General features: G+C 67.6%; 20 protein-coding genes and 1 tRNA gene. 5 read left to right on the top strand and 16 right to left on the bottom strand.

Annotated elements, in window-relative coordinates:
- Positions 1-12: 12 nt before the first annotated feature.
- From soxB to BM353_RS09435, 7 genes are all read right to left on the bottom strand, one after another.
- A complete protein-coding gene (gene soxB / locus BM353_RS09465) occupies positions 13-1,710 on the bottom strand; it encodes a thiosulfohydrolase SoxB (RefSeq protein WP_092080032.1) in 1,698 nt (565 codons plus the stop codon).
- A gap of 90 nt (positions 1,711-1,800) precedes the next feature.
- On the bottom strand, positions 1,801-2,634 hold the full coding sequence (gene soxA / locus BM353_RS09460; RefSeq protein ID WP_092079832.1) for a sulfur oxidation c-type cytochrome SoxA: 834 nt from the start codon (positions 2,632-2,634) through the stop codon (positions 1,801-1,803).
- 76 nt (positions 2,635-2,710) lie between these two features.
- The gene (gene soxZ, locus BM353_RS09455) at positions 2,711-3,040 is read right to left on the bottom strand and encodes a thiosulfate oxidation carrier complex protein SoxZ (RefSeq protein ID WP_092079829.1); all 330 of its coding nucleotides are present in this window, start codon (positions 3,038-3,040) and stop codon (positions 2,711-2,713) included.
- A 24-nt stretch (positions 3,041-3,064) separates the two neighbouring features.
- Positions 3,065-3,487 (bottom strand): thiosulfate oxidation carrier protein SoxY, encoded by a 423-nt coding sequence (gene soxY / locus BM353_RS09450; RefSeq protein ID WP_092080029.1) that lies wholly within the window; start codon positions 3,485-3,487, stop codon positions 3,065-3,067.
- 21 nt (positions 3,488-3,508) lie between these two features.
- A complete protein-coding gene (gene soxX / locus BM353_RS09445) occupies positions 3,509-3,985 on the bottom strand; it encodes a sulfur oxidation c-type cytochrome SoxX (RefSeq protein WP_092079826.1) in 477 nt (158 codons plus the stop codon).
- Between the two features lie 149 nt (positions 3,986-4,134).
- A complete protein-coding gene (locus BM353_RS09440) occupies positions 4,135-4,698 on the bottom strand; it encodes a thioredoxin family protein (RefSeq protein ID WP_092079823.1) in 564 nt (187 codons plus the stop codon).
- A gap of 18 nt (positions 4,699-4,716) precedes the next feature.
- On the bottom strand, positions 4,717-5,457 hold the full coding sequence (locus tag BM353_RS09435) for a cytochrome c biogenesis CcdA family protein (RefSeq protein WP_092079820.1): 741 nt from the start codon (positions 5,455-5,457) through the stop codon (positions 4,717-4,719).
- 100 nt (positions 5,458-5,557) lie between these two features.
- On the opposite strand from BM353_RS09435, the gene BM353_RS09430 reads away from it, so the two are divergent.
- The 3 genes from BM353_RS09430 to BM353_RS09420 are packed head-to-tail and all read left to right on the top strand — an operon-like array spanning position 5,558 to position 7,411.
- Positions 5,558-5,932, top strand: a complete 375-nt coding sequence (locus BM353_RS09430; protein WP_092079817.1) for a thioredoxin domain-containing protein — start codon at positions 5,558-5,560, stop codon at positions 5,930-5,932.
- Positions 5,933-5,938: 6 nt separating this feature from the next.
- A complete protein-coding gene (locus BM353_RS09425; RefSeq protein ID WP_092079814.1) occupies positions 5,939-6,322 on the top strand; it encodes an ArsR/SmtB family transcription factor in 384 nt (127 codons plus the stop codon).
- A gap of 36 nt (positions 6,323-6,358) precedes the next feature.
- Positions 6,359-7,411: a YeeE/YedE family protein gene (locus BM353_RS09420; RefSeq protein ID WP_092079812.1), complete on the top strand. Its 1,053-nt coding sequence runs from the start codon at positions 6,359-6,361 to the stop codon at positions 7,409-7,411.
- Between the two features lie 89 nt (positions 7,412-7,500).
- Here the strand turns inward: BM353_RS09420 and BM353_RS09415 are convergent.
- Positions 7,501-7,576 (bottom strand) — tRNA-Thr (locus tag BM353_RS09415).
- A gap of 275 nt (positions 7,577-7,851) precedes the next feature.
- Between BM353_RS09415 and BM353_RS09410 the strand changes: the two genes are divergently transcribed.
- The gene (locus tag BM353_RS09410; RefSeq protein ID WP_342742210.1) at positions 7,852-8,628 is read left to right on the top strand and encodes an HAD-IIB family hydrolase; all 777 of its coding nucleotides are present in this window, start codon (positions 7,852-7,854) and stop codon (positions 8,626-8,628) included.
- 1 nt (position 8,629) lies between these two features.
- A complete protein-coding gene (locus tag BM353_RS09405) occupies positions 8,630-9,850 on the top strand; it encodes a glycosyltransferase family protein (protein WP_092079805.1) in 1,221 nt (406 codons plus the stop codon).
- Positions 9,851-9,853: 3 nt separating this feature from the next.
- Here BM353_RS09405 and BM353_RS09400 read toward each other — a convergent pair whose 3' ends face one another.
- The 8 genes from BM353_RS09400 to ccoG form a co-directional block, all read right to left on the bottom strand.
- A complete protein-coding gene (locus BM353_RS09400) occupies positions 9,854-11,599 on the bottom strand; it encodes an alpha-amylase family glycosyl hydrolase (protein WP_092079802.1) in 1,746 nt (581 codons plus the stop codon).
- 192 nt (positions 11,600-11,791) lie between these two features.
- Positions 11,792-12,313: an acyloxyacyl hydrolase gene (locus tag BM353_RS09395; RefSeq protein WP_092079799.1), complete on the bottom strand. Its 522-nt coding sequence runs from the start codon at positions 12,311-12,313 to the stop codon at positions 11,792-11,794.
- Positions 12,314-12,428: 115 nt separating this feature from the next.
- Positions 12,429-15,812 carry an error-prone DNA polymerase gene (locus BM353_RS09390; protein WP_092079796.1) on the bottom strand — a complete coding sequence of 1,128 codons (3,384 nt, stop codon included), beginning with the start codon at positions 15,810-15,812 and terminating at the stop codon, positions 12,429-12,431.
- Positions 15,809-17,299, bottom strand: coding sequence for a Y-family DNA polymerase (locus BM353_RS09385; RefSeq protein WP_092079793.1), 1,491 nt, complete (start codon positions 17,297-17,299; stop codon positions 15,809-15,811). Before BM353_RS09385 ends, BM353_RS09390 begins: the two co-directional genes overlap by 4 nt.
- Positions 17,300-17,396: 97 nt before the next feature.
- Positions 17,397-17,552 carry a cbb3-type cytochrome oxidase assembly protein CcoS gene (gene ccoS / locus BM353_RS09380; RefSeq protein ID WP_092079791.1) on the bottom strand — a complete coding sequence of 52 codons (156 nt, stop codon included), beginning with the start codon at positions 17,550-17,552 and terminating at the stop codon, positions 17,397-17,399.
- A complete protein-coding gene (locus BM353_RS09375; protein WP_092079787.1) occupies positions 17,549-19,684 on the bottom strand; it encodes a heavy metal translocating P-type ATPase in 2,136 nt (711 codons plus the stop codon). Before BM353_RS09375 ends, ccoS begins: the two co-directional genes overlap by 4 nt.
- A complete protein-coding gene (locus BM353_RS09370; protein WP_092079784.1) occupies positions 19,681-20,130 on the bottom strand; it encodes a FixH family protein in 450 nt (149 codons plus the stop codon). Before BM353_RS09370 ends, BM353_RS09375 begins: the two co-directional genes overlap by 4 nt.
- Positions 20,127-21,551 (bottom strand): cytochrome c oxidase accessory protein CcoG, encoded by a 1,425-nt coding sequence (gene ccoG / locus BM353_RS09365; RefSeq protein ID WP_092079781.1) that lies wholly within the window; start codon positions 21,549-21,551, stop codon positions 20,127-20,129. The genes BM353_RS09370 and ccoG overlap by 4 nt, the downstream gene beginning before the upstream one ends.
- Positions 21,552-21,592 lie beyond the last annotated feature (41 nt).

Genomic DNA, 21,592 nt, shown 5'->3' with positions numbered 1-21,592 from the left:
CTGTGTGCTGGCTCAGAGCCCGGTCACCACGACATCGTCGCGCGGCGTGACCGCGACGGTGCCTTGGGCGCGGATGTGGTTTTCGACCACGTCCCAGATCTGAGGCCCTTCCGTTCCCTCGTTGACCGAGGCCCAGCCGGCGACAACGTAGCTTTTGCCCGGATCGATCGGCTCGCCGGTGGCGAGGTGTGTCATGTTGGAAATCCGGCTGCCCTGCGGTTTGGTGATATCGATCGCGTAGCCGAGCCCGCCGGTGCGGACCATGTCGCCGCCCTGCTGATAATAGGGGTCGGGGTTGAAGATGTTGTCGGCCACGTCTTCCAGCACGAGCTTGAGGAAATCGCCGGTCATTTCGGTGCGGTAGGCCTCGCCATAGCTCATCGAGGTCACGTTCCAGATGTCCTCGCGGGTGATGTCCTGACCCGGGATGAGCGAGGGGCCCCAGCGGACGCCGGGCGAGAGCGCAATCTCGGCCTCCCGCTCGCTCAGGAGCGCGTCGCAGATGAGGTCATCCCAGCTTCCGTTGAAGTTGCCGCGCCGATAAAGCAGCCCCTCCGTCTGGCCGATCACCTCGGTGAGCCGGTCCAGATGCGGCGCGCGCTCGGCGTCGATCAGGGCGGCAACCTCCGGGTCGGGCGCGATCACGTCGGAGAAGATCGGGATCAGCTTGGAGCGATAGCCCATCATCCGGCCGTCGCGGATGTCGAGGTCGATGCGGGTGACGAACTTGCCGTTGGAGCCCGACGGGAAGATCAGAGTCTCGCCCGCGAGCACCGGATCGGGCAGCGCGTCATGGGTGTGGCCCGAGAGGATCACGTCGATCCCCGTGACGACCGTGGCCATCTTCTTGTCCACGTCGAACCCGTTGTGCGACAGAACCACGACGCACTCCGCCCCTTGTGCGCGGACCTCATCGACCATCGCCTGCATGTTCTCGTCGCGGATGCCGAAGGCGTATTCGGGGAACATCCAGCCGGGGTTGGCGATGGGCATGTAGGGGAAGGCCTGCCCGATGACCGCGATCTTGGTGCCGCCGCGTTCGAAGAAGGTGTAGGGCGGGAAGAGCTCGGCGGGCTCGTCCCACTCGGCGTCGAAGATGTTCTGGCCAAGCGCGGCGAAGGGCAGCCCCTCGACCAGCTCGGCGACGCGGTCGCTGCCCAGCGTGAACTCCCAGTGGAAGGTCATCGCGTCGGGCTTGAGCGCGTTCATGACGTTGACCATGTCCTGCGCCTGGGTTTGGTAACAGGTGTAGGACCCGTGCCAGGTATCGCCGCCATCGAGCAGGATCGCATCGGGCCGGTCGGCGCGGATGGCGTTGATCACCGTGGCCACCCGGTCGAGCCCGCCCATGCGGCCATAGCCGCGGGCCAGCGCCGAGAAATCCCCCGAGGAGAGCGCGTAATGCGCGGGCGAGCCATCATCGATCCCGTAGAGCCTGCGAAATTCCGCGCCGGTCACATGGGGGACCTCGCCGCGATTGGAGCCCACGCCGATGTTGACCGAAGGTTCGCGGAAGTAGATGGGCTTGAGCTGGGCGTGGATGTCGGTGATGTGGATCAGCGACACGTTGCCGAATGTGTCAAAGTCCAGCAGCTGATCCTGCGTCAGGGCCTGCTGCGCCGCGAGCCGCGACCAGGTTCCGAACCCGGAAGCGCCAAGGAGCGCGGCGGCGGACATGCCGACCTGGAGAAAGTCGCGGCGCGAGATCATGGTGTGCATCCTCTTATCATATGCGCATTTGTGAATGCCTTGGGGGCGAAAAACCCCCGCGAGGCCGGAGCCTGCGGGGGCCTTGGTCGTCTACTGTCGGACTGCGGGCGTCTCGACCGAAAGGCCGTTGGCGCGCGAGGCGACGTAAAGCTCCAGCGCACGGAACTCGTCAGAGCCCTCGGCGAAGGTCTCGGCGCGGGTGTCGCGGATGCAGCCGCGGAACCGGTTGTGGCGCGAGATGAGCTTGGCCTGCTTCAGACGGTAGGTCGGGAAACCGTTGGTCTGGCCCTGCGAGAGGTGGTCCGCGCGGATCATCATGCCGTAGTTGTCTTCGTGGCAATTGGCGCAGCTCAGCTCAAGCTGGCCGTAGCGCGTGTAGTACATCTCCTTGCCGAGCTCCCAGTAGGGCGCGGCCTCGCCGTCGATGGCCACATCCACCGGCATGCCCCGCGACTGGAGCCCGATGAGGGCGACCATCTGCTGCATGTCCTGGCTGGACCATTTCCACGGCTCTTCGCCTTGCGTCTCGGCGCGGTGCCCGTTGAGGAAATCCTCGGTGGTGGTGAGCTTGCCATCCATCACCTTGGGCATCGCGGCGGTGAAGCCCGCGAACTCTTCCGGCCCGTTCTCGTGGCAGGTCGAGCAGGCGTTGCCATTGGCCCCCGCCTCGTCAAAGGCGTCGAGCGCCTGATCGATGAAGACAAACGCCGGGTTCTCGAAGTCGTCAAGCTGAAGCGACTGGGTCTCGTCGGTGCGGAAGCGCCAGCCGGAATAAATCGTCCGCAGATTCTCCAGATGCTCCGGAGCCTCGGTTTCGGTGACGATCTCCAGCCCCTCGATGTTCATCTCGTCGCTGTCCTGCGCCCAGGCCGTGCCTGCGGCGGCAAGCCCCGCGATGATCAGCGCGATAGGTCTGATGCCCATATATGAAGTCCTCCCTTGGCTGGCCATGGTCTGGCTGGCACGCGCCCCGCCACCGGGGCGCGCGGTCGTGTCGTCCTCAGGTTACCGAAATCGATTGGGCGGCCTCATAGACATCCCCGTCGTCATCGTACCATGTGAAGGTGAATTCGCCCGAGGCCGGAACCGTGGCCTGAAACTCGAAATAGGGGTTGGTCGAGATCGCGGGCTCGAGGGCCACATCGATCACGGTCTCGCCGTCAAAGGCCGCCACGAACCGGTTGATGATCGAGCGCGGGATCGGATTGCCGTCGGAATCCTTGCGCTGACCGCTCTCCATCGTGTGGCTGATGAGCGTCTTGATAGTGATCGCCTCGCCCGCCGCTGCGGTCTTGGGGACTTTCACCCGGGGTTTGACACCTGATGCCATGTTCTTGTCCTCCTGTTCGCGGCCTCAGCCGCCGCACCCGCCGATGGTTACCTTGACGTTGGCCGACGCCTTGGCGAACGAGCCGTCCGCCATCTGCGCCACCGCGATCACGTCTTGCGTCCCCGCAAGGCGAATGCGAGTCGCGGCGGACTGGCTTGCCGCGAGCGGGCCGAAGGTGAAGGTGGCCACGTTGGGCACCGGGTTGCCAGCGGCAAAAAGCGCGATCGACACGGCGCCGGGCGCCGACACGTCGATCGGGACGGTATTGCCGTTCTCCGCGATTTCCGGGGCGTTGATCGTGACCCCGCCCTCCACCAGATCCGCGCCGCCGGTAAAGGCCGCGATGGCATCGTCGGTGGCCGAGGCGAAGGCCGGCAGTCCGGGCAATGCGGCGATGGCCAGCGTGCCGGACCCGATCGCGAGCATCTTGCGCCGTGTGAGTTCCATGGATCCCTCCATTTGGTCCAGTTAGTCTTCGGTCAGGGTCAGGAGGAACGATACAACGTCCTCGATCTCCTGCGCGCTCAGAAGGGGCGCAACCTCGCCATCGGCGTGGGCCTTGCCGGTATAGGCATTGCCGAGGCGCACGAACCCTTCGGTCTTGTAGAAGGACGGCATCATCGAGCCGTCGAAGGTCAGCTTGGCATTGGCGACGATCCCGCGCAGCTCTGCCTCGCTCCAGCGATCGGCGACCCCGTCGAGCGGCGGGCCGATCTCACCGTGAAAGGCGAGGTGGTCGAGCGCCGAGACCTGATGGCAGGCGATGCAATTGCCCGCCCCCTTGTTCATGATCTCCGCCCCGCTGTCAGGATCGCCCGGCGCACCGCTCAGTGATGTTGCGACGGCGCCGTTTTCATAGACGACCTCCGTCGGCGCGACGATGTCAGCCAAGGCATGGGACGCGCCGAGCGCCACCACCAGCCCGAGTACTGATGCGTGTTTCATGCATCCTCCCTAAGACGATTCTTATCGTTCGTTGCCTCACTCTAAGCGAGCGGTTCCCGGCCGCGCAACAACAAATTCAAAAGCATGAATTCTTTGATGTTTCCCGGATCCCGTTTTTCTGCACGGAAAAGCCACGGAAAACAATAGCATCACTCGCCCTGCGCCGGAATATTACGCGCATGGTATTTTTGGAAAGGCTCGTCGGTCTCGTAGCCTTTCTCCACCACCCACTTGAGCATGTTGAGCGTCGTCCAGCGGCCGAAGGCGCCCGGCATATGGGCGACGGCGGCCTGCGGCGCGGTCTCGTCCGGGCCGACCTCTTCGGGGAAGAAATAGATCGTCGGCGTGAACAAAGCGCCCCAGCGTTTGGTCATGTCCTTCTCCGGGAGGGTCTCGCCGTCGAAATCGGTGACCTCCACATCGCCGAACATGTTGATCTGGACCGCGAAGAAATTCTCCTCGATGAAGGCCTTGACCTCGGGGTCGGCAATGACCTCCTCGTGCATCTTCTTGCAATAGATGCAGCCGCGCTGTTCGATCATGACCATCAGGCGCTTGCCCTCGCCTGTCGCCTCCTCCAGATCCTCGCCCAGATCCTTGAACGTCTCGCGGAGCCAGGGCTGCTTGTGGAGCCCGTCATCGCCGATCTCGGCGCCGGCGGGGGAGGTGATGGCAAAGGTGAGCGCCAGAAGGGCGGCCAGAAGTCGGGTCATGATCCAGTCCTTTCGCGGTCAGCCAATGGTGCCGAAGACCGGGAAGGTCTCCAGCATCCACTGGGCGATATGGTTGACGGAATTGGTGGCGATCAGCACGCCGAAAACGATGAGCAGCGCGCCCATGAGCTTTTCGATGCGGCCCAGATGGCGGCGAAACCGCGTCATCCACGCCATGAACGGCCCGATGAACAGCGCCGCGGCGATGAAGGGGAGTGTCATCCCCAGCCCGTAGGTGAAGAGCAGGGCGGCGCCCTGACCGGCGCTCTCCTGCCCCGCGGCGGTGAAGAGGATCGCGGCGAGGACGGGGCCGACGCAGGGCGTCCAGCCAAAGGCGAAGGCGAAGCCGATGACGTAGGCGCCCAGCAGGCTCGCGCGCGAGGTATCGCCCGCATCGGCGCGGAACTGCCGGTAGAGCAACCCGATCCGGAGCACGCCGAGGAAATGCAGCCCCATCGCGATGATGATCGCCGCGGCGACCCAGCGCAGCACATCAAAATACTCACGCACCAACCCGCCGAAGACCGTGGCCGTCGCCCCGAGGCCGACGAAGACGGTGATCATCCCCAAGGCAAAGGCGCAGGCCGCGAGCACGGCCCGCAGCCGCACCGCCGGAGACAGCCGGGCGTCGGCGGAGATGTGATTCATGCCCACTCCGGCCAGATAGCTGAGGTAGAACGGGACGATGGGCAGGATACAGGGCGACAAGAAAGAGAGCAGCCCCGCGACCAGCACGCCAAAATAGGTCAGATCAAACATGACTGCGGCCGCCTGTGGCTTGAGATATTCAAAAATCAGATTATGATATAGGTACAACCTTCGTCAATGCGATCCTGATCGCGCCGCAATCCGGGGCCCCATGTTGAAACCACTTCTTCTGTTGCTGGCCATGCTGCTGAGCTTCGGGGCGCCCGGCCCCGCGGCCGCCGAGCCGCGGCTCCTCATGGCCGAGGAGGTGGGCTGCCCGTGGTGCGCGCGATGGAACCGAGAGATCGCGCCGATCTATGCCAATACGCCCGAGGGCAGGGCCGCGCCGCTTGTGCGCTTCGACATCCACGGGCCGAAGCCCGATGTCGAATTTGCCCGCTCGGTCCGTTTCACGCCGACCTTCATCCTCGTCGATGAGGGCCGCGAGCTGAGCCGGATCGAGGGCTACCCGGGCGAGGATTTCTTCTGGGGCCTGCTCGCGCGCATGCTGGTCGAGGCCCGAATACCCTTGGAGGCAGATAGCTGACCCGCTATGACAGTCCCTGTGAACATTGAGCAAAACAGCCCCGATGGCACCGCATCGCGCCTGCCCGTCTTTTCCAAGGACATGTGCGCCGAGGATCTCGACCAGATGGTCGCGAATGCCCAGCAGGCCGCGAATTTCCTCAAGGCGATAAGCCACGAGGGGCGGATGATGATCCTGTGCCATCTGGCCACCGGCGAGAAATCGGTGACCGAACTGGAGGAGCTGCTGTCCGCGCGTCAGGCGGCGGTCTCGCAGCAACTCTCGCGCCTGCGCCTTGAGGGGCTCGTCACGCCGCGCCGTGAGGGCAAGACGATCTACTACAGCCTGACGGACGACCGTCCGCGTCAGATCATGGAGGTGGTCTACGACTTGTTCTGCCGGCGGGACTGACCGCCGCATATCCGCATCCGCTGTTGGGAGGGCACGATGCTGGAGTTCATGGGAGAAGCCAACAGCGCCGCGCTGATCGGCCTGCTCGGGGGCATCGCTCTCGGTCTGGCCGCTCGGATCGGGCGATTCTGCACGCTCGGCGCGATCGAGGACGCTCTCTATGGCGCGGATGACCGGCGCCTGCGCATGTGGGGTATCGCCATCGGCACCGCCATCATCGGCGCGCATCTGGTCATGCATCTTGGCCCGTTCGATGCCGGCGCGACCGTCTATCTCGACCGGGTCTGGAACCCGCTCGCGACCGTGCTCGGCGGGCTCGTCTTCGGCTATGGCATGGCGTTGAGCGGCAATTGCGGCTATGGCGCGCTGGCTCGTCTGGGCGGTGGGGATCTGCGCAGTTTCGTCATCGTGCTGGTCATGGGGCTGAGCGCCTATATGGTGCTCTCCGGCCCGCTCGCGCCGCTGCGCATCTGGCTCTTTCCGGTCGAAGTGGGCGCCGCGCGTCCGCAAGGACTCTCGGCCGCGCTCGCCGGCCACGGCATCCCCCCTCTCCTCACCGCGCTTGCCGCCGGGGGCATGCTGATCCTGCTGTCCCTGAGCTCGGCGGCCTTTCGCGGCGCGCCGGCGATGATCCTCTGGGGCGCGGTTGTTGGCCTCGCGGTGGTCTCGGGCTGGGCGGGCACCGCCTGGATCGCCGCCACCGGTTTTGCCGCCGAACCAGTCGAAACCCACACCTTCGCCGGGCCGATCGGCGACACGATCTTCTACGCGATGACCGCCTCGGGCAACGCGTTGTCCTTCAGCGTCGGCTCGGTGGTCGGGGTGGTGATCGGCGCGGCGGCGGGCTCGCTATCCAAGGGGCATTTCCGCTGGGAAGCCTGCGACGATCCGCGCGAATTGCGCCGCCAGATGCTCGGCGCCGCGCTCATGGGCCCCGGCGCGGTGATCGCGATCGGCTGTAGCGTGGGCCAGGGGATCTCGGCCTTCTCGCTGCTCGCCTACAGCGCGCCCGTCGCCCTCGTCTCGATCTTCATCGGCGGCGCCGTCGGCTTGCGCCAGCTCATCGCCGGGCTCGCCCCGGCCGAATGAGATGCCGCACGAGCCGCGTCGCCCCCAACCGCGTTGCCCACGCGCGCGGGAGACACTCGGGCGACCGGGCCGACCTCTTGGGAAAATCGTGGTGCCGCTGAAGGGACTCGAACCCCCGACCCCATCATTACGAATGACGTGCTCTACCAGCTGAGCTACAGCGGCGCTCCGCGCGGCTTCTAGCGACAAGCGCGGCGCAGTGCAAGCGGGCTTGTCACGCGCGCAGCGGCGCCCAAGCCCACGCCTATGCCCAAGCCCGCCCTCTGCCCGCGCAGACAGCGCAGGGGCGGGAACCGGGGCGGCTTCCCCAACGTTAGGCTGGTGCACCCGCCGGGCAAATACCCTAGGTTCATCACACCCCGGATTCGCCCTCTGCGGCAGGGCGGAGATCAGGGGCGCGACGACGGGCGATGCATAAAGGAGCCGGATGCTTGAAGCTCATGGTGTTTACCGATCTCGACGGGACCCTGCTCGATCATGACAGCTATAGCCACGCCCCCGCCCGCCCGGCGCTGGAGGCGCTTGCGGCGCTCGAGATCCCGCTGATCCTTGCCAGCAGCAAGACCGCGCGGGAGATCGCCCCGCTCCATGCGGAACTCGCGCTCGCCCCCTGCCCGATCATCGCCGAAAACGGCGCGCAGATGGTGACACCGGGAACGGAGGCCGCCGAGGACCGCAGCGCCTATCGCAAAATCCGCGCCGCGCTGGAACGGATGCCCGCCGAGCTGCGTTCATGTTTCACGGGATTTGGCGATATGGACAGGCAAGGCGTGATCGAGGCCACGGGACTGGACCCGCAAAGCGCGGGCTTGGCACAGGCGCGGTGCCACAGCGAGCCGGGCCTCTGGTCCGGGACGGAGGAGGGCTTCGCGCGGTTTGCCGACCTGCTCGGGCAGGAGGGAATTTCCTCGCGCCGGGGCGGGCGCTTCGCGACCCTTTCTTTCGGCGCGACCAAGGCCGACCGGATGCGCGAATTGATCGCCGCGCACGCGCCGGACCATACCATCGCGCTTGGCGATGCCCCCAACGACATCGAGATGATCGAGACCGCCAGCCACGGCGTGATCGTCAGGAACACGCACGGCCCCGGCCTGCCCCCGCTCGACGGGGAGCGGGCTGGCACCGTGCGCCGGACACAGGCCCCCGGGCCGCAAGGATGGAACGAGGCTGTTCTGGATATTCTGGAAGAGCTCGAACTGCACAGGAGAGCAGACTGAAATGGCGGATTTTCATCAAAGCGGCGGTGTCGCGGAGTTTCACAACCTGCGCTCGCGGCCCGTCGAGGACCTGATCAAGGAGCTCGAAAGCTTCTCCCGCAATCGCAAGATCTCGCTGATCCTGCCCTGCCTCTACTCCGAGCTCGAGGGCCCCGCGCTTCAGAACATCCTGAACGAACTCTCGCAGGTCAAATACCTGCACCGGATCATCATCGGCCTCGACCGCGCCAACGAGGAGCAGTACCGCCACGCGCGGGAGTTCTTCTCCGTCCTGCCCCAGGACCACACCGTGATCTGGAACGACAGCCCGCGGATGCTCGAAATCGGGCAGCGGCTGGAGACCCTCGGGCTCGCCCCCGAAGAGCCGGGCAAGGGCAAGAACGTCTGGTCCTGCATGGGCTATCTCATCTCCTGCGCCGACAGCGCCGTGATGGCGATCCACGACTGCGACATCCTCACCTATGACCGTGAGATGCTGGCGCGGCTGGTCTATCCGGTGGCCAACCCCAATTTCCCCTACCAGCTCAGCAAGGGCTACTATCCCCGCGTCGGCGACGGCAAGATGAACGGGCGGGTGACGCGCCTGCTGGTGAGCCCGCTTCTGGTTTCGCTCAAGAAGGTGATCGGCCCGCGCGATTACCTCGATTACCTGCACAGCTTCCGCTACCCGCTCTCGGGCGAGTTCGCGATGCGCACCGGGATGCTCCCCGACCTGCGCATCCCCTCGGACTGGGGGCTGGAGATCGGGGTGCTGTCCGAGGCGTGGCGCAACCTTGCGCCGCTCGCGGTCTGTCAGGTGGAAATCTCCGATGCCTATGACCACAAGCACCAGGAGCTGAGCGCCGAAGACGCCTCCGCCGGGCTCAACCGCATGTCCATCGACATCTGCAAGGCGGTCTACCGCAAGCTCGCCGCCGATGGCACCGTGTTCACCTCCAACGTGATCCGCACGCTCAAGGCCACCTATCACCGCAGCGCGCTGGACTTCCTCGAAGCTTATTACAACGACGCGCGGATGAACGGGCTGGCCATCGACCGCCACACCGAGGAGCGCACGATCGAGGTCTTTGCCGAGAACATCGTCAAGGCCGGGCATCTCTTCATCGAGAACCCGATGGAGACGCCGTTCATCCCGACGTGGAACCGGGTGCAGGCCGCCGATCCGGACCTGCTCACCGATTACCGCAACGCGATTGCCGCGGACGCGGAGGAATTTCGCTGAGGCTCAGGCCCGGTTGGTGAGCCACATGCACTGATAGGGCGCGAGCGTGACCGAGCTGCGCGTCGGATCGAACGGCTCGCCCGACAGCAGATCGACCCAGCTTTCGTCCTCGATGAGGTTCATCAGTTCGGTCGAGACGGTCACCGTCTCGGGGCTCACATTGTGCAGTGAAAAGATCGACTGGCTCCGGTCGAGCGACTGGCGCCAGTTGCCGAAGATGCGGTGATCGAGCGGCAGGGTGAAATGCGTGGCGTTGGGGTGGAACGCCGGCTGCTGCGCGCGGATGCGGAGCCGGTCCGACAGCGCCTTGAGCACCCGCGCGTGCTGGGTCTCGGGATCCGACAGCAGCTCCTTGAGCTTGGGGTAATCCCAGCGGTGGCGGTTGATCGCCCGGTTCATCCCCCGCCGCTCGACTCCCTCGAAATCGTTGGGCGTGGCCAGCATCGAATGGATGTAGAAGGCGGGAATGCCCTCCATCGACATGACGATCGTCTGCGAGCAGATGAACCGCGCGACGTGGTGGGACTCGTCGCCATCAAACGCGCGCCGGGTGGCCTCGAAGAAGGAACTGTTGAGCTCATAGGGCGCCTCGCCGCCATCGGGCAGCGCGCGCATCGACACGAGCCCGCCCGTCTCGCGGACGGTGGCGATCATCCGGTCGATCTCGGGCTGCGGCAAGACGCCCTCGGCGGGGCGCATCCCGATGCCGTCGTGGCTCGCGGTGAAGTTGAGGTAGGCGCAGCCCATCGGCGCAGGCGGCATCGCCCGCTGCCATTCCGTGAGGTACTTGGTGTTGCCCGACAGGACCGCGTGCAGGATGAGCGGCGGCAGCGGGAAATTGTAGACCACATGCGCCTCGTTGCCCTTGCCGAAGTAGCTCAGGTTCTCGGCCTTGGGCACGTTGGTCTCGGTGAGCAGGATCACCGGCTCCAGCTCATAGTTCAGCAGGTGGCGCAGGAGCTGGACGATAGCGTGGGTCTGCGGCAGGTGGATGCAGTTTGTCCCGATCACCTTCCACAGGAAGGCCACCGCGTCGAGCCGCAGGATGCGAATCCCCTGATCCACGTGCAGCCGGATGATCCGCAGGATTTCCAGCAGCACCTCGGGATTGCGGAAATCGAGATCGACCTGATCATGGCTGAAGGTGCACCAGACATTGCGCGGCCCGTCGGATGTCTCGACCTCCTTGAGAAGCGGCGTCGTGCGCGGGCGCGTGACTTGCGAAAGATCCTCGGACGGGTCGGCCTCGAAGAAGAACCGGTCATAGGGCGGCTGCCGCTGCAGGTAGGCGTTGAACCAGACCCCCTGGCTCGAGACGTGGTTGAGCACGAGGTCGGACATGAGGTGAAACTCCTGCCCGATCCGCCGGATATCGGCCCAATCCCCGAGGTTGCTGTCGACCTTGCGATAATCGGTGACGGCAAAGCCATCGTCCGAGGTGAAGGGGAAGAACGGCAGGATATGGACCCCGTTGACCACGCCCTTGAGCCGGGTGAGCAGGAAATCATGCAGCACGTCGAGCGGCTTGTGCGCCCCATCCACGAGCGAGTTGCCATAGGTGATGAGCACCGCGTCGCGCTGCGACCAGAGCCGGTTGCCGTTGGTGCGCGGGCGCATGCGCCGGTGGGTGCCTTCGGGCCAGAAGGTTTCGATGATCTGGCTGGAGAGGATGTCCGCATCGAGATCGGGATAGACCTGTTGCAACAGCTCCTTGAGCTTGGGTCCGAAGGCGTTGGATTTGGCTTTCATGCTCGTCTCTTCGTGTTGCGGCGGGTCGGGCGTCTGATCGGGTTGGGCGTTGGATCGGGTTGGGCGTTGGATCGAGTTGGGCGGTCGGGCTCAGTTCAAACGAGAGCCGCGCCGGGCTCAAGCGCAAACCGCCCGCGCTTTGGTCGCTGCCGCTTTTTTAGGCAAAATACCGGCGCTTTGGAGCGCGCGGCCTCAGGGGATGGGGAAGCCGATGCGGATCTGGACCGTCTCGATCCCGGGGTTCTGGTCAAACAGGCCGGCGTTGGAGCGATGGTCGTAGCCGATGCCGTAGCGCAGGCCGCTTTCCGTCTGGTAGCCGATCTCGATCCCGGAGCGGAATTCCAGCGGCCCGCCGAGGTCGAACCCGGTGTTTTCGGCGTAGAGCCCGGGCATCAGGTGCATCTGGAAATAGCCGCGGTCGCGCGCGAATTGCGAGGTGTAGGTGATGCCGCCACCGAGCCAGACCTCTCCATCCTCGGCCGCCGAGAGCCCGGCCGCGAGGCCGAACGGGCCGCGCAGCTGGGGCAGCTGGTAGCGCATGTAGATCTCGCTCTGGCGATCCGCGCGGCGCTCGACCACCTCGCCATAGGACAGATCCATCCGCGCCTCTGCCGGGCTTTTCGCAAGGCAGCCGCCATCCGCGCCGCAGTGGTTCGCGCGCATGTCCATCAGCCCCGCCAGAAGCAGCAGCCCCGCCATTGTCCCGTTCGCCATCCGCAGCCTCTCCTCTGCACTCCCGGGCCCATGGGTATGCGCGGGACGGGCGCAGCGTCAAGCGGCGGGAGGCGCGATATCGTGAGCGTGTCCTGCGTGCCCCGGTTTGCGGGGGTCAGTGGAAATCCCGGCTGGGAAACAGGCGCTTGGCCTGATCGCGGGGGTGCATGGCGCGGGGTTGGGGCCGCGGGCGCGGGGCGTCGTCGGCTTGCGGCGCGGTGAGCCCCACGGCCCCGTCCATCGGATGGCCCAGACGCGACAGCGCGGGCGAAAGGTCCTCGATCCGCTGCGCAATGAGATGCACCACGATACCCTCGCGCTGGAGATACCCCGTGACCCGCAGCAGCCGCCCGCCCATCACGCTGCGCCGATAGCGCTCATAGACCTTGGGCCAGACGACGATGTTGCTCACCCCGGTCTCGTCCTCCAGCGTGAGGAAGATGACGCCCGACGCCGTCCCCGGGCGCTGCCGGGTGATGACGAGGCCGCAGACGCTATAGCCGCCCGGCGGCACGGTGGCGAGCTTGTCATGGGGCGTGAGGCCGGGCAGCTCGGGGCGCAAGAGCTCCATCGGATGGGCCCTGAGCGTGAGCCGGGTCGAGACGTAGTCCTCCACCACCTCCTCGCCCAGATGCATCGCCGGCAGGGCCACATCCGGCTCGCGGATGCCCTCGCCATCGATCGGGTCGTTGAACAGCGGCAGCGGCGCCTGCCCCCGGATCGCGCGGACCTTCCACAGCGCATCGCGCCGCGTCAGGTCCATCCCCGCAAAGGCATCGGCCTCGGCCAGCCGCTCCAGCGCCGCAGGCGCCACCCCGGCCCGCAGCCAGACGGCCTCCGGATCGGGGTAGCCGTTGCCCCGCGCCGCCACGATCCAGCCCGCGTCCTCCTCGCGGAACCCCTTGATCTGGCGAAACCCGAGCCTGAGGGCCAGCGCCCCGTCGGCCCGGCGCTCCAGCGTGTTGTCCCACTCGCTGGCGTTGACGCAGATGGGCCGCACCTCGACCCGGTGCTCGCGCGCGTCGCGCACGATCTGGGCGGGGGCATAAAAGCCCATCGGCTGGGAGTTCAGCAGCGCGCAGGCGAAGATCGCCGGGTGGTGGCATTTCAACCAGGCCGAGACATAGGCGAGCATGGCGAAGGCGGCGGCGTGGCTCTCGGGGAAGCCGTAATCGGCAAAGCCCTCGATCTGGCCGAAACAGCGCTCGGCGGCCTCTTGGGTGTAGCCGTTGGCCAGCATCCCGGCGATGAACGTGTCGCGATGGGTGCCGATCGTGCCCATGCGGCGGAAGGAGGCGAGGGAGCGGCGCAGGTGGTCGGCCTCCTCCGCGCTGTAGCCCGCGCCCACGACAGCGATCTGCAGCGCCTGTTCCTGAAAGAGCGGCACGCCAAGGGTCCGGGCCGTGACCTCTTCCAGCGCGGGGCCGAAAGCCTGGGCTTTCTCCAGCCCCTGCCGCCGCCGGATATAGGGCTGGACCATGCCGCCCTGGATCGGGCCGGGCCGGACAATGGCGACCTCGATCACCAGATCGTAGAACGTCCGCGGCAGCATCCGCGGCAGGAAGTTCATCTGGGCCCGGCTCTCGACCTGAAACACCCCCACCGCATCGGCCACGCAGAGCATCTCGTAGGTGGCCGGATCCTCCTGCGGGACGTTGTCGATGCGCATGGTCTGGCCCTCGTGCTGCTCCATCAACGCGAAGGCCTTGCGGATGCACGAGAGCATCCCCAGCCCCAACACATCGACCTTGAGGATGCCGAGCGTGTCGATGTCGTCCTTGTCCCACTCGATGAGCGTGCGATCCTCCATCGCGGCATTCTCGATCGGCGCCAGTTCGTCGAGCCGCCCCTTGGTGATGACAAAGCCGCCCACGTGCTGGCTCAGGTGGCGCGGAAAGCCGATGATCTCGCCGATGAGCCGGATGGTCTGGGAGAGCCGCCGGTCCTCCGGATCGAGCCCCAGCTCGCGCAGGCGCTCTGGGTCCGCCCCGCGGCTCGACATGCCCCAGATCTGGCCCGAGATTCCCGCCGTCACGTCCTGGCTCAGCCCCATGACCTTGCCGACCTCGCGGATCGCCGCGCGGCTCCGGAAGTGGATCACCGTGGCGCAGAGCCCGGCGCGGTGGCGGCCGTATTTCTCATAGATCCACTGGATCACCTCCTCGCGGCGCTCGTGTTCGAAATCCACGTCGATATCGGGCGGCTCGCCGCGATGTTTGGAGATGAAGCGCTCGAAGACCATGGCGATCTGGTCGGGGGCCACGTCGGTGATGCCCAGCAGGTAGCACAGGATCGAGTTGGCCGCCGAGCCGCGCCCCTGACAGAGGATGCCCTGCGAGCGGGCGAACTGGACGATGTCGTAGACGGTCAGGAAATAGGCCGGAAAGCCGAGCTCGGCCACCAGCGCGAGCTCCTTGGCCATCAGCGCATGGACCCGCTCGGGGGCGCCATCGGGGTAGCGCCGGCGCAACCCCTCCTCCGTCAGCCGGGTGAGCCGCGCCTGCGGCGTCTCCCCCTCGGCGACCTCGTTGGGGTACTCGTAACTGAGCTCGCCCAGATCGAAGCTGCACCGCGCGGCGATCTCCCAGGTCCGGCGCAGCGCGGCGGGATGATCGCGGAAGACCCGCTCCATGTCCCGCGCGCCCTTCAGCCGCCGCTCGGCATTGGGCAAGGCCCGGATGCCGATCTCGTCGATGGTGATATGCGCGCGCATACAGGTGAGCACATCGGCCAGCTGGCGCCGCGCGGCGCGGTGCATCAGCACATCGCCCACCGCCACCATCGGCGCGGAGGCACGCAGCGCCAGCCGCGCGCAGGTCGCGAGATAGGCCTGGTCCGAGCCGTCGTAGCGCGGGGCGGCCCCGAGGAAGACATGGCCGGGAAAGCGGCGCTGTACCTGCCGGAGCTGCGGCTCCACCTCTGCCGGCGCGCCCTGCGGCAGGGCGATGAGGATCATCCCGCCGCACCCCTCCATCATGTCGGCCAGATCGAGATGGCACTCCCCCTTCTCCGCCCGGCGCTTGCCCAGCGTGAGCAGCCGGGTCAGCCGGGCATAGGCGGCGCGATCCGTGGGCAGGGCGATCCAGTCCGCCGGGCTGTCGCGCAGCACCAGCCGGCAGCCGATGATGAGCTTGGGCAGCGCGCCCGGCTCGGGTCCCGCCTCGGCCTCGGGCCCCGTCTCGGCATCAAGGCCCGTTTCGGCATCAAGGCCCGGCTCGGCATCAAGACCCGGCCGGCCGATCGGCTCCGGCGTCCCGATCTCCTGCCGCGAGCAGGGGTCCACCCGGTGTTGCGAGCGGATGGGAATGCCCGCCCCGGTCTCGCGCCCGAGCTCCTTCAGCGCGCGATAGGCCCGCACCACCCCGGCCAGCGAATTGCGGTCGGTGATCGCGATTGCCGAAAGCCCCAGCTCGGCGGCGCGCACCACCAGCTCCTCGGGGTGCGAAGCCCCGGTCAGGAAGGTGAAATTCGACATCGCGCAGAGCTCGGCGTAGCTCATGGGAATTCCCCCTCGACGAACCAGCCCGGCGCCTGCGGCGTGTGGAAGAGCCAGAGCCGCCGCCCCTGCCGCGTCTCGACCCGCCAGTAATCGCGCACCCCGCTGCGCCAGCTTTCATCGGAAAGCCACCACTCCGGCGCGATCCGTTCCGGCCCGGTGGCGCGCAGCACCTCCAGCGAGAGTCGCCGCCAGCGAAAGCGCCGCGGCGGGCGCGGGCCGGTGCCGGGCACGGGCTCGGGCGGGAACAGGCTGAGCGGGCGCGCGCGCGGGCTGGCCCAGCCGCCGCCCGGCTCGGAATAGGCCGCCACCGCGACGGTATAGGCGCGCTCGGGGATGTGACTGTCAGCGGGCAGAACGCGGCGGATCTGCTCCAGCCCGACGCGGGTCCCGATCCGGCTGATGAGATCGTCCAGCCGGTCGGCCTGCCCGGTGGAGACATGGCTGAGCTGGCGGGCGGGGAGCGGGGCCACCTGCGTGGCCTCGAGGCGAAGCTGGTCGATGCCGAAGCCCGCGTCGATCTCCCCCGCCCCGCGCGCCAGAAGCGGCAGGATCCTCTCGGGATCGCGCAGCGGGCGGGCGAGCCGCAGCTCCACATGCTGGGCCCCCTGATCGACCCGCCGCAGGGTGAGGCAGAGCGCGCGCGCCCCCGCCTCCCGCGCCGCCAGCCGCGCGCAGAGCCGGTCCAGCAGGCGGGCCGCGCCGGCCATGACATCGGCCTCAAGCCCGATCGGCTCGGGCAGGGTCATGCGCACGCCGTAATGCGGCGGCTCGGCCTGGGGCGTGATCTCTTCGGGCTGGCGGCTGAGCGCCTGATCCAACCGCAGCATGAGGCCGGGGCCGAAGCGGCGGGCGAGCGGCGCGCGGGCCGCCGCGTCGAGCGCGCCGATGGTCCGCAGGCCGAGGCGTTGCAGCGCGGTCACGGTCGTCTCGTCGAGCCGCAGCGCCGCCACCGGCAGCCCGGCCAGCGCCTCCAGCGGCGCGCCGGGCGACGCGCAGCCCTCGCCGTGGCGGGCCAGGGCCCAGGCCGCGCCGCGCGTATCCCCCAGCCCGATCCGCGCCGAGAGCCCCGCGCGGCTGAGCCGCCGCCGCATGTCCACAAGCAGCATCGCCTCGCCGCCGAAAAGATGCGCCGCGCCGGTGATGTCGAGCACCAGCCCGTCGTCGCCCTCAAGCCCGACCCAGGGGCAATAGCGCGTCGCCCAGCGGCGCAGCACCCGCAAGAACCGCGCGTCCCCCGCCGGATCGGCCGGGCAGCTCTCCAGCTCGGGACAGAAGGCGCGCGCGTCGGCATAGGTCATGCCCGGCTCCAGCCCCTGCCGCGCCGCCGCCGGGTTGAGGCAATAGAGCCGCTCGGCATTGGCCTGTTTCAGCGTCACCACGAAGGGCCCTTCCGCCGCCGCCCCAGAGGCGCGCAGGCGCAATACCCGGTCGCTCGCGAGCCGGGGAAACCAGATCGATACTATGCGCCGCTGCTGCGCTCGGCCCATGCGACTCGGCCTCCAGGTCCCGTTTTAGTTCCCGCTTTGTTCTTTTTAGATCCGCGCCCCGCCCCTGTCGAGTCACAGGTTGTCGCGTCACGCGGAATCAGCCCTCGGGCGGATCGTCCTCGTCCAGCAGAATCCGCGCGGCATTGCCGCTGTCATCGTCATATTGCCGGCTGCGAATCGTCCACAGGAACCCGGCAAGGCCGAGCCCTCCGAGAAAGAGCGAGACCGGGATGAGCACCAGAAGAACGTTCATGACCTGACCTTTCGCACCCGCATCGCATTGGCGAGAACCGTGAGCGAGGAGGCCGACATCGCCAGCGCGGCGATGAGCGGGGTGGCCAGCCCCACCAGCGCCACGGGCACGGCGATGGCGTTGTAGCCCAGAGCGATCCCGAAATTCTGCATCGAGAGCCGGCGCGCCCGCTCGGCGGTTTGCAAGACCATGGGAAGCGCCCCGATATCCTCGCGCGTCAACACGATATCGGCCGCGGTGCGTGCCGCATCGATGGCCGAACTCGGCGCGAGCGAGACATGGGCTGCGGCGAGCGAGGGCGTATCGTTGAGCCCGTCGCCCACCATCAGGACCCGGCAGCCCTCGGCGGCCAGCCGCTCCAGCACGCGGTGTTTTTCCTCCGGGACGACCCCGGCGATGACCTCCTCGATCCCGAGCGCCCGGGCGATGCCCTCGGCCGCCTGCTGCCGGTCCCCGCTCAGCATCACGATCCGTTTGCCAGTCGCGCGAAGGCCCGCCACGGCCTCCTCGGCGCCGGGCCGCAGCCGCTCGCGCTTGGCCAGCGGCGCATTGCGCGCGCCGATGCGGTAGCCGAACCCGCCGACGCGCGCGCCGATCCAGCTATCGTTCCCGAGCCGGACCTCCTGGCCCCGGTATTGGCCCTCTATCCCCTGTCCCGCGACTTCGTGGATCTGGTCGAGCGCCGCCGGGCGCTCCTCCGCCAGAGCCTCGCGCAGCGCGCGGGCGAGCGGGTGGGACGAGGCCTGCGCCAGCCCCAGAAGGATCGGCCGGTCCTCCGGCGCGATCCCCTCCACCGCCACACCGGGCAGGGTCAGCGTGCCGGTCTTGTCGAAAACCACCGTGTCCGCATCGGCCAGCCGCTCCAGCGCGCTGCCCGATTTGACGAGGTAGCCGCGCCCGTAGAGCCGCGAGATCGCCGCCGTCGAGACCGCCGGGACGGCAAGGCCGAGCGCGCAGGGGCAGGTGATGATCAGCACCGCGATGGCGACGTTGAGCGCGTGTCGGATGTCGCCATCCCACAAGGCCCAGCCGAGGAAGGCGGCGAGCGCCAGGAGATGCACCGCGGGCGCATAGATCGCCGCGGCGCGGTCAGCCAGATCGGTGTAGCTGTTGCGCGCGTTTTCCGCCGTCTCGACCATCGCGGCGATGCGGCGCAAGGTGGTGTCCTCGCCGACCGCCGTGGCGCGCAGGGTGAGCGGCGCGCCGAGGTTGACCTCGCCCGCATGGAGCCGCGCGCCCGCGGCGGCGGTCACGGTCTCGCTCTCACCGGTGAGGAAGGCGCGGTCAAGCTGGGCGCTCTGGGACAGAAGCTCTCCGTCCACCGGCAGGCGCATCCCCGTCGCGATGAGCAGCCGGTCGCCCACGGCGAGATCGGCGATCGGCGTCGGGATCGCGCGGCCCGCATCGTCGAGCCGGTCCGCCCGGAACTGCTCCAGCGCCGAAAGCTCGCGCGCGGCGGAACGTGCGGCGGCGCGGGTGCGGTGGTCGAGATAGCGCCCGATGAGCAGGAAGAAGGTCAGCGAGAGGGCGGCGTCGAAATAGGCATGCGCCCCGCTGTGCAGCGTCTCGTAGAGCGACATGACGGTCGCGAGCAGGATGGCGAGCGAGATCGGGACATCCATGTTGAGCCGGCGCGCGCGCAAGGCGCCCGTGGCGCTGGCAAAGAACGGCTGGCCCGCATAGACGACCACCGGCGTCGCCACGAGGGCGGAGATCAGGTGGAAGAAATCGCGGGTCGCATCGGTCGCGCCGGACCAGACGGCGACGGACAGCAGCATCACGTTCATCATCGCAAAGCCCGACAGGCCCATGCGCCAGAGCAGATCGCGGCCCGTGGCATCGCCGCCGCCTTCGAGCATCTCGGAGGAGAGCGCATGCGCCTCGAAGCCCGCCTCGGCCAGCGCCGCGATGATCCGGTCCTCGGGCAGAGACGTCCCCACGGACACGCGCTTGAGCGAGAGGTTCACCCGCGCGAACCGCACGCCGGGCAGCGCGCCGAGGCTCTCCTCCACCCCGCGGATGCAGCCCGCGCAATGGATGCTCGGCAGCGACAGGGCCATGTCCGCCACCCCGTCCCGCGCCCGCTGGGCGGCGATCGGCGCCGCGGTGCAGGCCGGGCAGGCCATGCTCATCGGCGCGTCTCCACCACGAGGCGCTGTTGAAAGACCGTGCCGTCCTCGGCTTGGGCGACGAGCCGGAGGTTCCAGTTGCCGCGCCCCGCGCGGACCTCGGCGATGTGGCGCGTGCCGTCGAAGGCGAAGGCGGGGCTCTGATCCTCGGTCACGTTGGTGGCGCGACCGAAGACGGCGCTTTCGATCCGGGGGGCGACGGGGCGGCCGTCCTGCGCGATCTCCAGCACGAGCCGGTCGCCGTCGAGCCAGGCGCTGACCTCCCAGCCGAGCGCGGTCTGGGCGGCGCGATCGGCGTCAAACGACTGGCTCGCGACGTAGGAGTTGCGGACTTCGAGACCGGGGAAGGTGCGCACCGCGTTGAAGGCGAGCGTGAGGTTGACCGCGATGATGATCCCGAAGCCGAGCCCGAAGCCCGCCAGCACGTGCCAGCCCTTGATTTCCGTCATGGTTGCACCCTTCCGTTGAATGTCGTGGCCCGGCTTGCGCGCGCGCCGCTGGCGAGATCTTCGACCCAGAGCCGCAGCTCGGTCACATCTTGCGAAGCGGCCGGCGCGCCGGGCTCGGCGGTGATGTAGATGCGTTGCAGCCGGGTGCTGTCGGCGTCGATCTCGATGTCCTGCGCGGGGCTGCCCTCCACGGCGATGTCGAGATCGGTCTCGGCGCCGAGCGACAGGCGGAACACCCGGGCCTCCCCCAGCTTGTTGCGCAGCCGCACGTCATAGATGTTGCGCACCGAGCCGTCGGACTGGACCACGAACGTGGGGTTGCGCAGGGGCGCGACGGTGAGATCGATGTCGGAGCGGATGAAAAGCGCGTAGAGCATCCCGACCCCGATCGCGCCCCAGAGCGCCGTGTAGGCGATGGTGCGCAGGCGGTAGATGTGTTGCCAGACGGGGCGCGGCGGCTGGCCCGCGCGTTCGGCCGGCTCGTCGGAAAGCGCCAGATAGTCGATCAGCCCGCGCGGCTTGCCGACCTTGGCCATGATGTCATCACAGGCGTCGATGCAGAGCGCGCAGGTGATGCATTCCATCTGTTGGCCGTCGCGGATGTCGATCCCCATCGGGCAGACGGCGACACAGGCGTTGCAGTCAATGCAATCGCCGAGCTGGTCGGATTGGGCCGATTTGCGGTGCTTGCCCCGCGGCTCGCCGCGCCAGTCGCGATAGGCGACGGTGATGGTGTCGGGGTCCATCATCGCGGCCTGAATCCGCGGCCAGGGGCACATGTAGATGCAGACCTGTTCGCGCATGAACCCGCCGAAGACGAAGGTCGTCGCGGTCAGGATGGCGATGGTGGTGTAGGCGATCGGATCGGCCGAGGCGGTCAGCAGATCGCGCGCCAGCGTCGGCGCGTCGGTGAAGTAGAAGACCCAGGCCCCGCCGGTCGCCATCGCGATCAGCAGCCAGACCGCCCATTTGAAAAGGCGCAGCCGCGCCTTGCGCAGATCCCACGCGGCGTTGTGCAGGCGGATGCGGGCGTTGCGGTCGCCCTCGATCCAGCGCTCCACAAGGATGAAAAGATCGGTCCAGACCGTCTGGGGGCAGGTATAGCCGCACCAGACTCGGCCAAGAGCCGAGGTGAAGAGAAACAGCCCCAGCCCCGCCATGATCAGGAGCCCGGCCACGAAATAGAACTCATGCGGCCAGATCTCGATCCAGAAGAAATAGAACCGGCTGTGGGCGATATCGACCAGAACGGCCTGATCGGGCAGGTTCGGCCCCCGGTCCCAGCGGATCCAGGGCGTCAGGTAATAGATGCCGAGCGTGACCAGCATGATCCCCCATTTCAGGCGGCGGAAGGTGCCGGAGACACGTTTGGGGAAGATCGGCACGCGGGCGGCGTAGAGGCTGGCTGGCTGATCGGTCATGCGGCGTGGTCCCTTGGGTCGCGCCATCCTAGCCGGGGCGC

The organism is Poseidonocella sedimentorum, from assembly GCF_900116005.1.
Classification (GTDB): Bacteria; Pseudomonadota; Alphaproteobacteria; order Rhodobacterales; family Rhodobacteraceae; genus Poseidonocella; species Poseidonocella sedimentorum.
Note: the sequence above shows the minus strand (reverse complement) of the source record. Positions and strands in the feature narration are given on the sequence as shown.

Bases quoted from the DNA above. Each gene is read 5' to 3' on its own strand.
- soxB (WP_092080032.1), bottom strand. From the start codon at position 1,710: ATGATCTCGCGCCGCGACTTTCTCCAGGTCGGCATGTCCGCCGCCGCG.
- soxA (WP_092079832.1), bottom strand. From the start codon at position 2,634: ATGGGCATCAGACCTATCGCGCTGATCATCGCGGGGCTTGCCGCCGCA.
- soxZ (WP_092079829.1), bottom strand. From the start codon at position 3,040: ATGGCATCAGGTGTCAAACCCCGGGTGAAAGTCCCCAAGACCGCAGCG.
- soxY (WP_092080029.1), bottom strand. From the start codon at position 3,487: ATGGAACTCACACGGCGCAAGATGCTCGCGATCGGGTCCGGCACGCTG.
- soxX (WP_092079826.1), bottom strand. From the start codon at position 3,985: ATGAAACACGCATCAGTACTCGGGCTGGTGGTGGCGCTCGGCGCGTCC.
- BM353_RS09440 (WP_092079823.1), bottom strand. From the start codon at position 4,698: ATGACCCGACTTCTGGCCGCCCTTCTGGCGCTCACCTTTGCCATCACC.
- BM353_RS09435 (WP_092079820.1), bottom strand. From the start codon at position 5,457: ATGTTTGATCTGACCTATTTTGGCGTGCTGGTCGCGGGGCTGCTCTCT.
- BM353_RS09430 (WP_092079817.1), top strand. From the start codon at position 5,558: ATGTTGAAACCACTTCTTCTGTTGCTGGCCATGCTGCTGAGCTTCGGG.
- BM353_RS09425 (WP_092079814.1), top strand. From the start codon at position 5,939: ATGACAGTCCCTGTGAACATTGAGCAAAACAGCCCCGATGGCACCGCA.
- BM353_RS09420 (WP_092079812.1), top strand. From the start codon at position 6,359: ATGCTGGAGTTCATGGGAGAAGCCAACAGCGCCGCGCTGATCGGCCTG.
- BM353_RS09410 (WP_342742210.1), top strand. From the start codon at position 7,852: ATGGTGTTTACCGATCTCGACGGGACCCTGCTCGATCATGACAGCTAT.
- BM353_RS09405 (WP_092079805.1), top strand. From the start codon at position 8,630: ATGGCGGATTTTCATCAAAGCGGCGGTGTCGCGGAGTTTCACAACCTG.
- BM353_RS09400 (WP_092079802.1), bottom strand. From the start codon at position 11,599: ATGAAAGCCAAATCCAACGCCTTCGGACCCAAGCTCAAGGAGCTGTTG.
- BM353_RS09395 (WP_092079799.1), bottom strand. From the start codon at position 12,313: ATGGCGAACGGGACAATGGCGGGGCTGCTGCTTCTGGCGGGGCTGATG.
- BM353_RS09390 (WP_092079796.1), bottom strand. From the start codon at position 15,812: ATGAGCTACGCCGAGCTCTGCGCGATGTCGAATTTCACCTTCCTGACC.
- BM353_RS09385 (WP_092079793.1), bottom strand. From the start codon at position 17,299: ATGGGCCGAGCGCAGCAGCGGCGCATAGTATCGATCTGGTTTCCCCGG.
- ccoS (WP_092079791.1), bottom strand. From the start codon at position 17,552: ATGAACGTTCTTCTGGTGCTCATCCCGGTCTCGCTCTTTCTCGGAGGG.
- BM353_RS09375 (WP_092079787.1), bottom strand. From the start codon at position 19,684: ATGAGCATGGCCTGCCCGGCCTGCACCGCGGCGCCGATCGCCGCCCAG.
- BM353_RS09370 (WP_092079784.1), bottom strand. From the start codon at position 20,130: ATGACGGAAATCAAGGGCTGGCACGTGCTGGCGGGCTTCGGGCTCGGC.
- ccoG (WP_092079781.1), bottom strand. From the start codon at position 21,551: ATGACCGATCAGCCAGCCAGCCTCTACGCCGCCCGCGTGCCGATCTTC.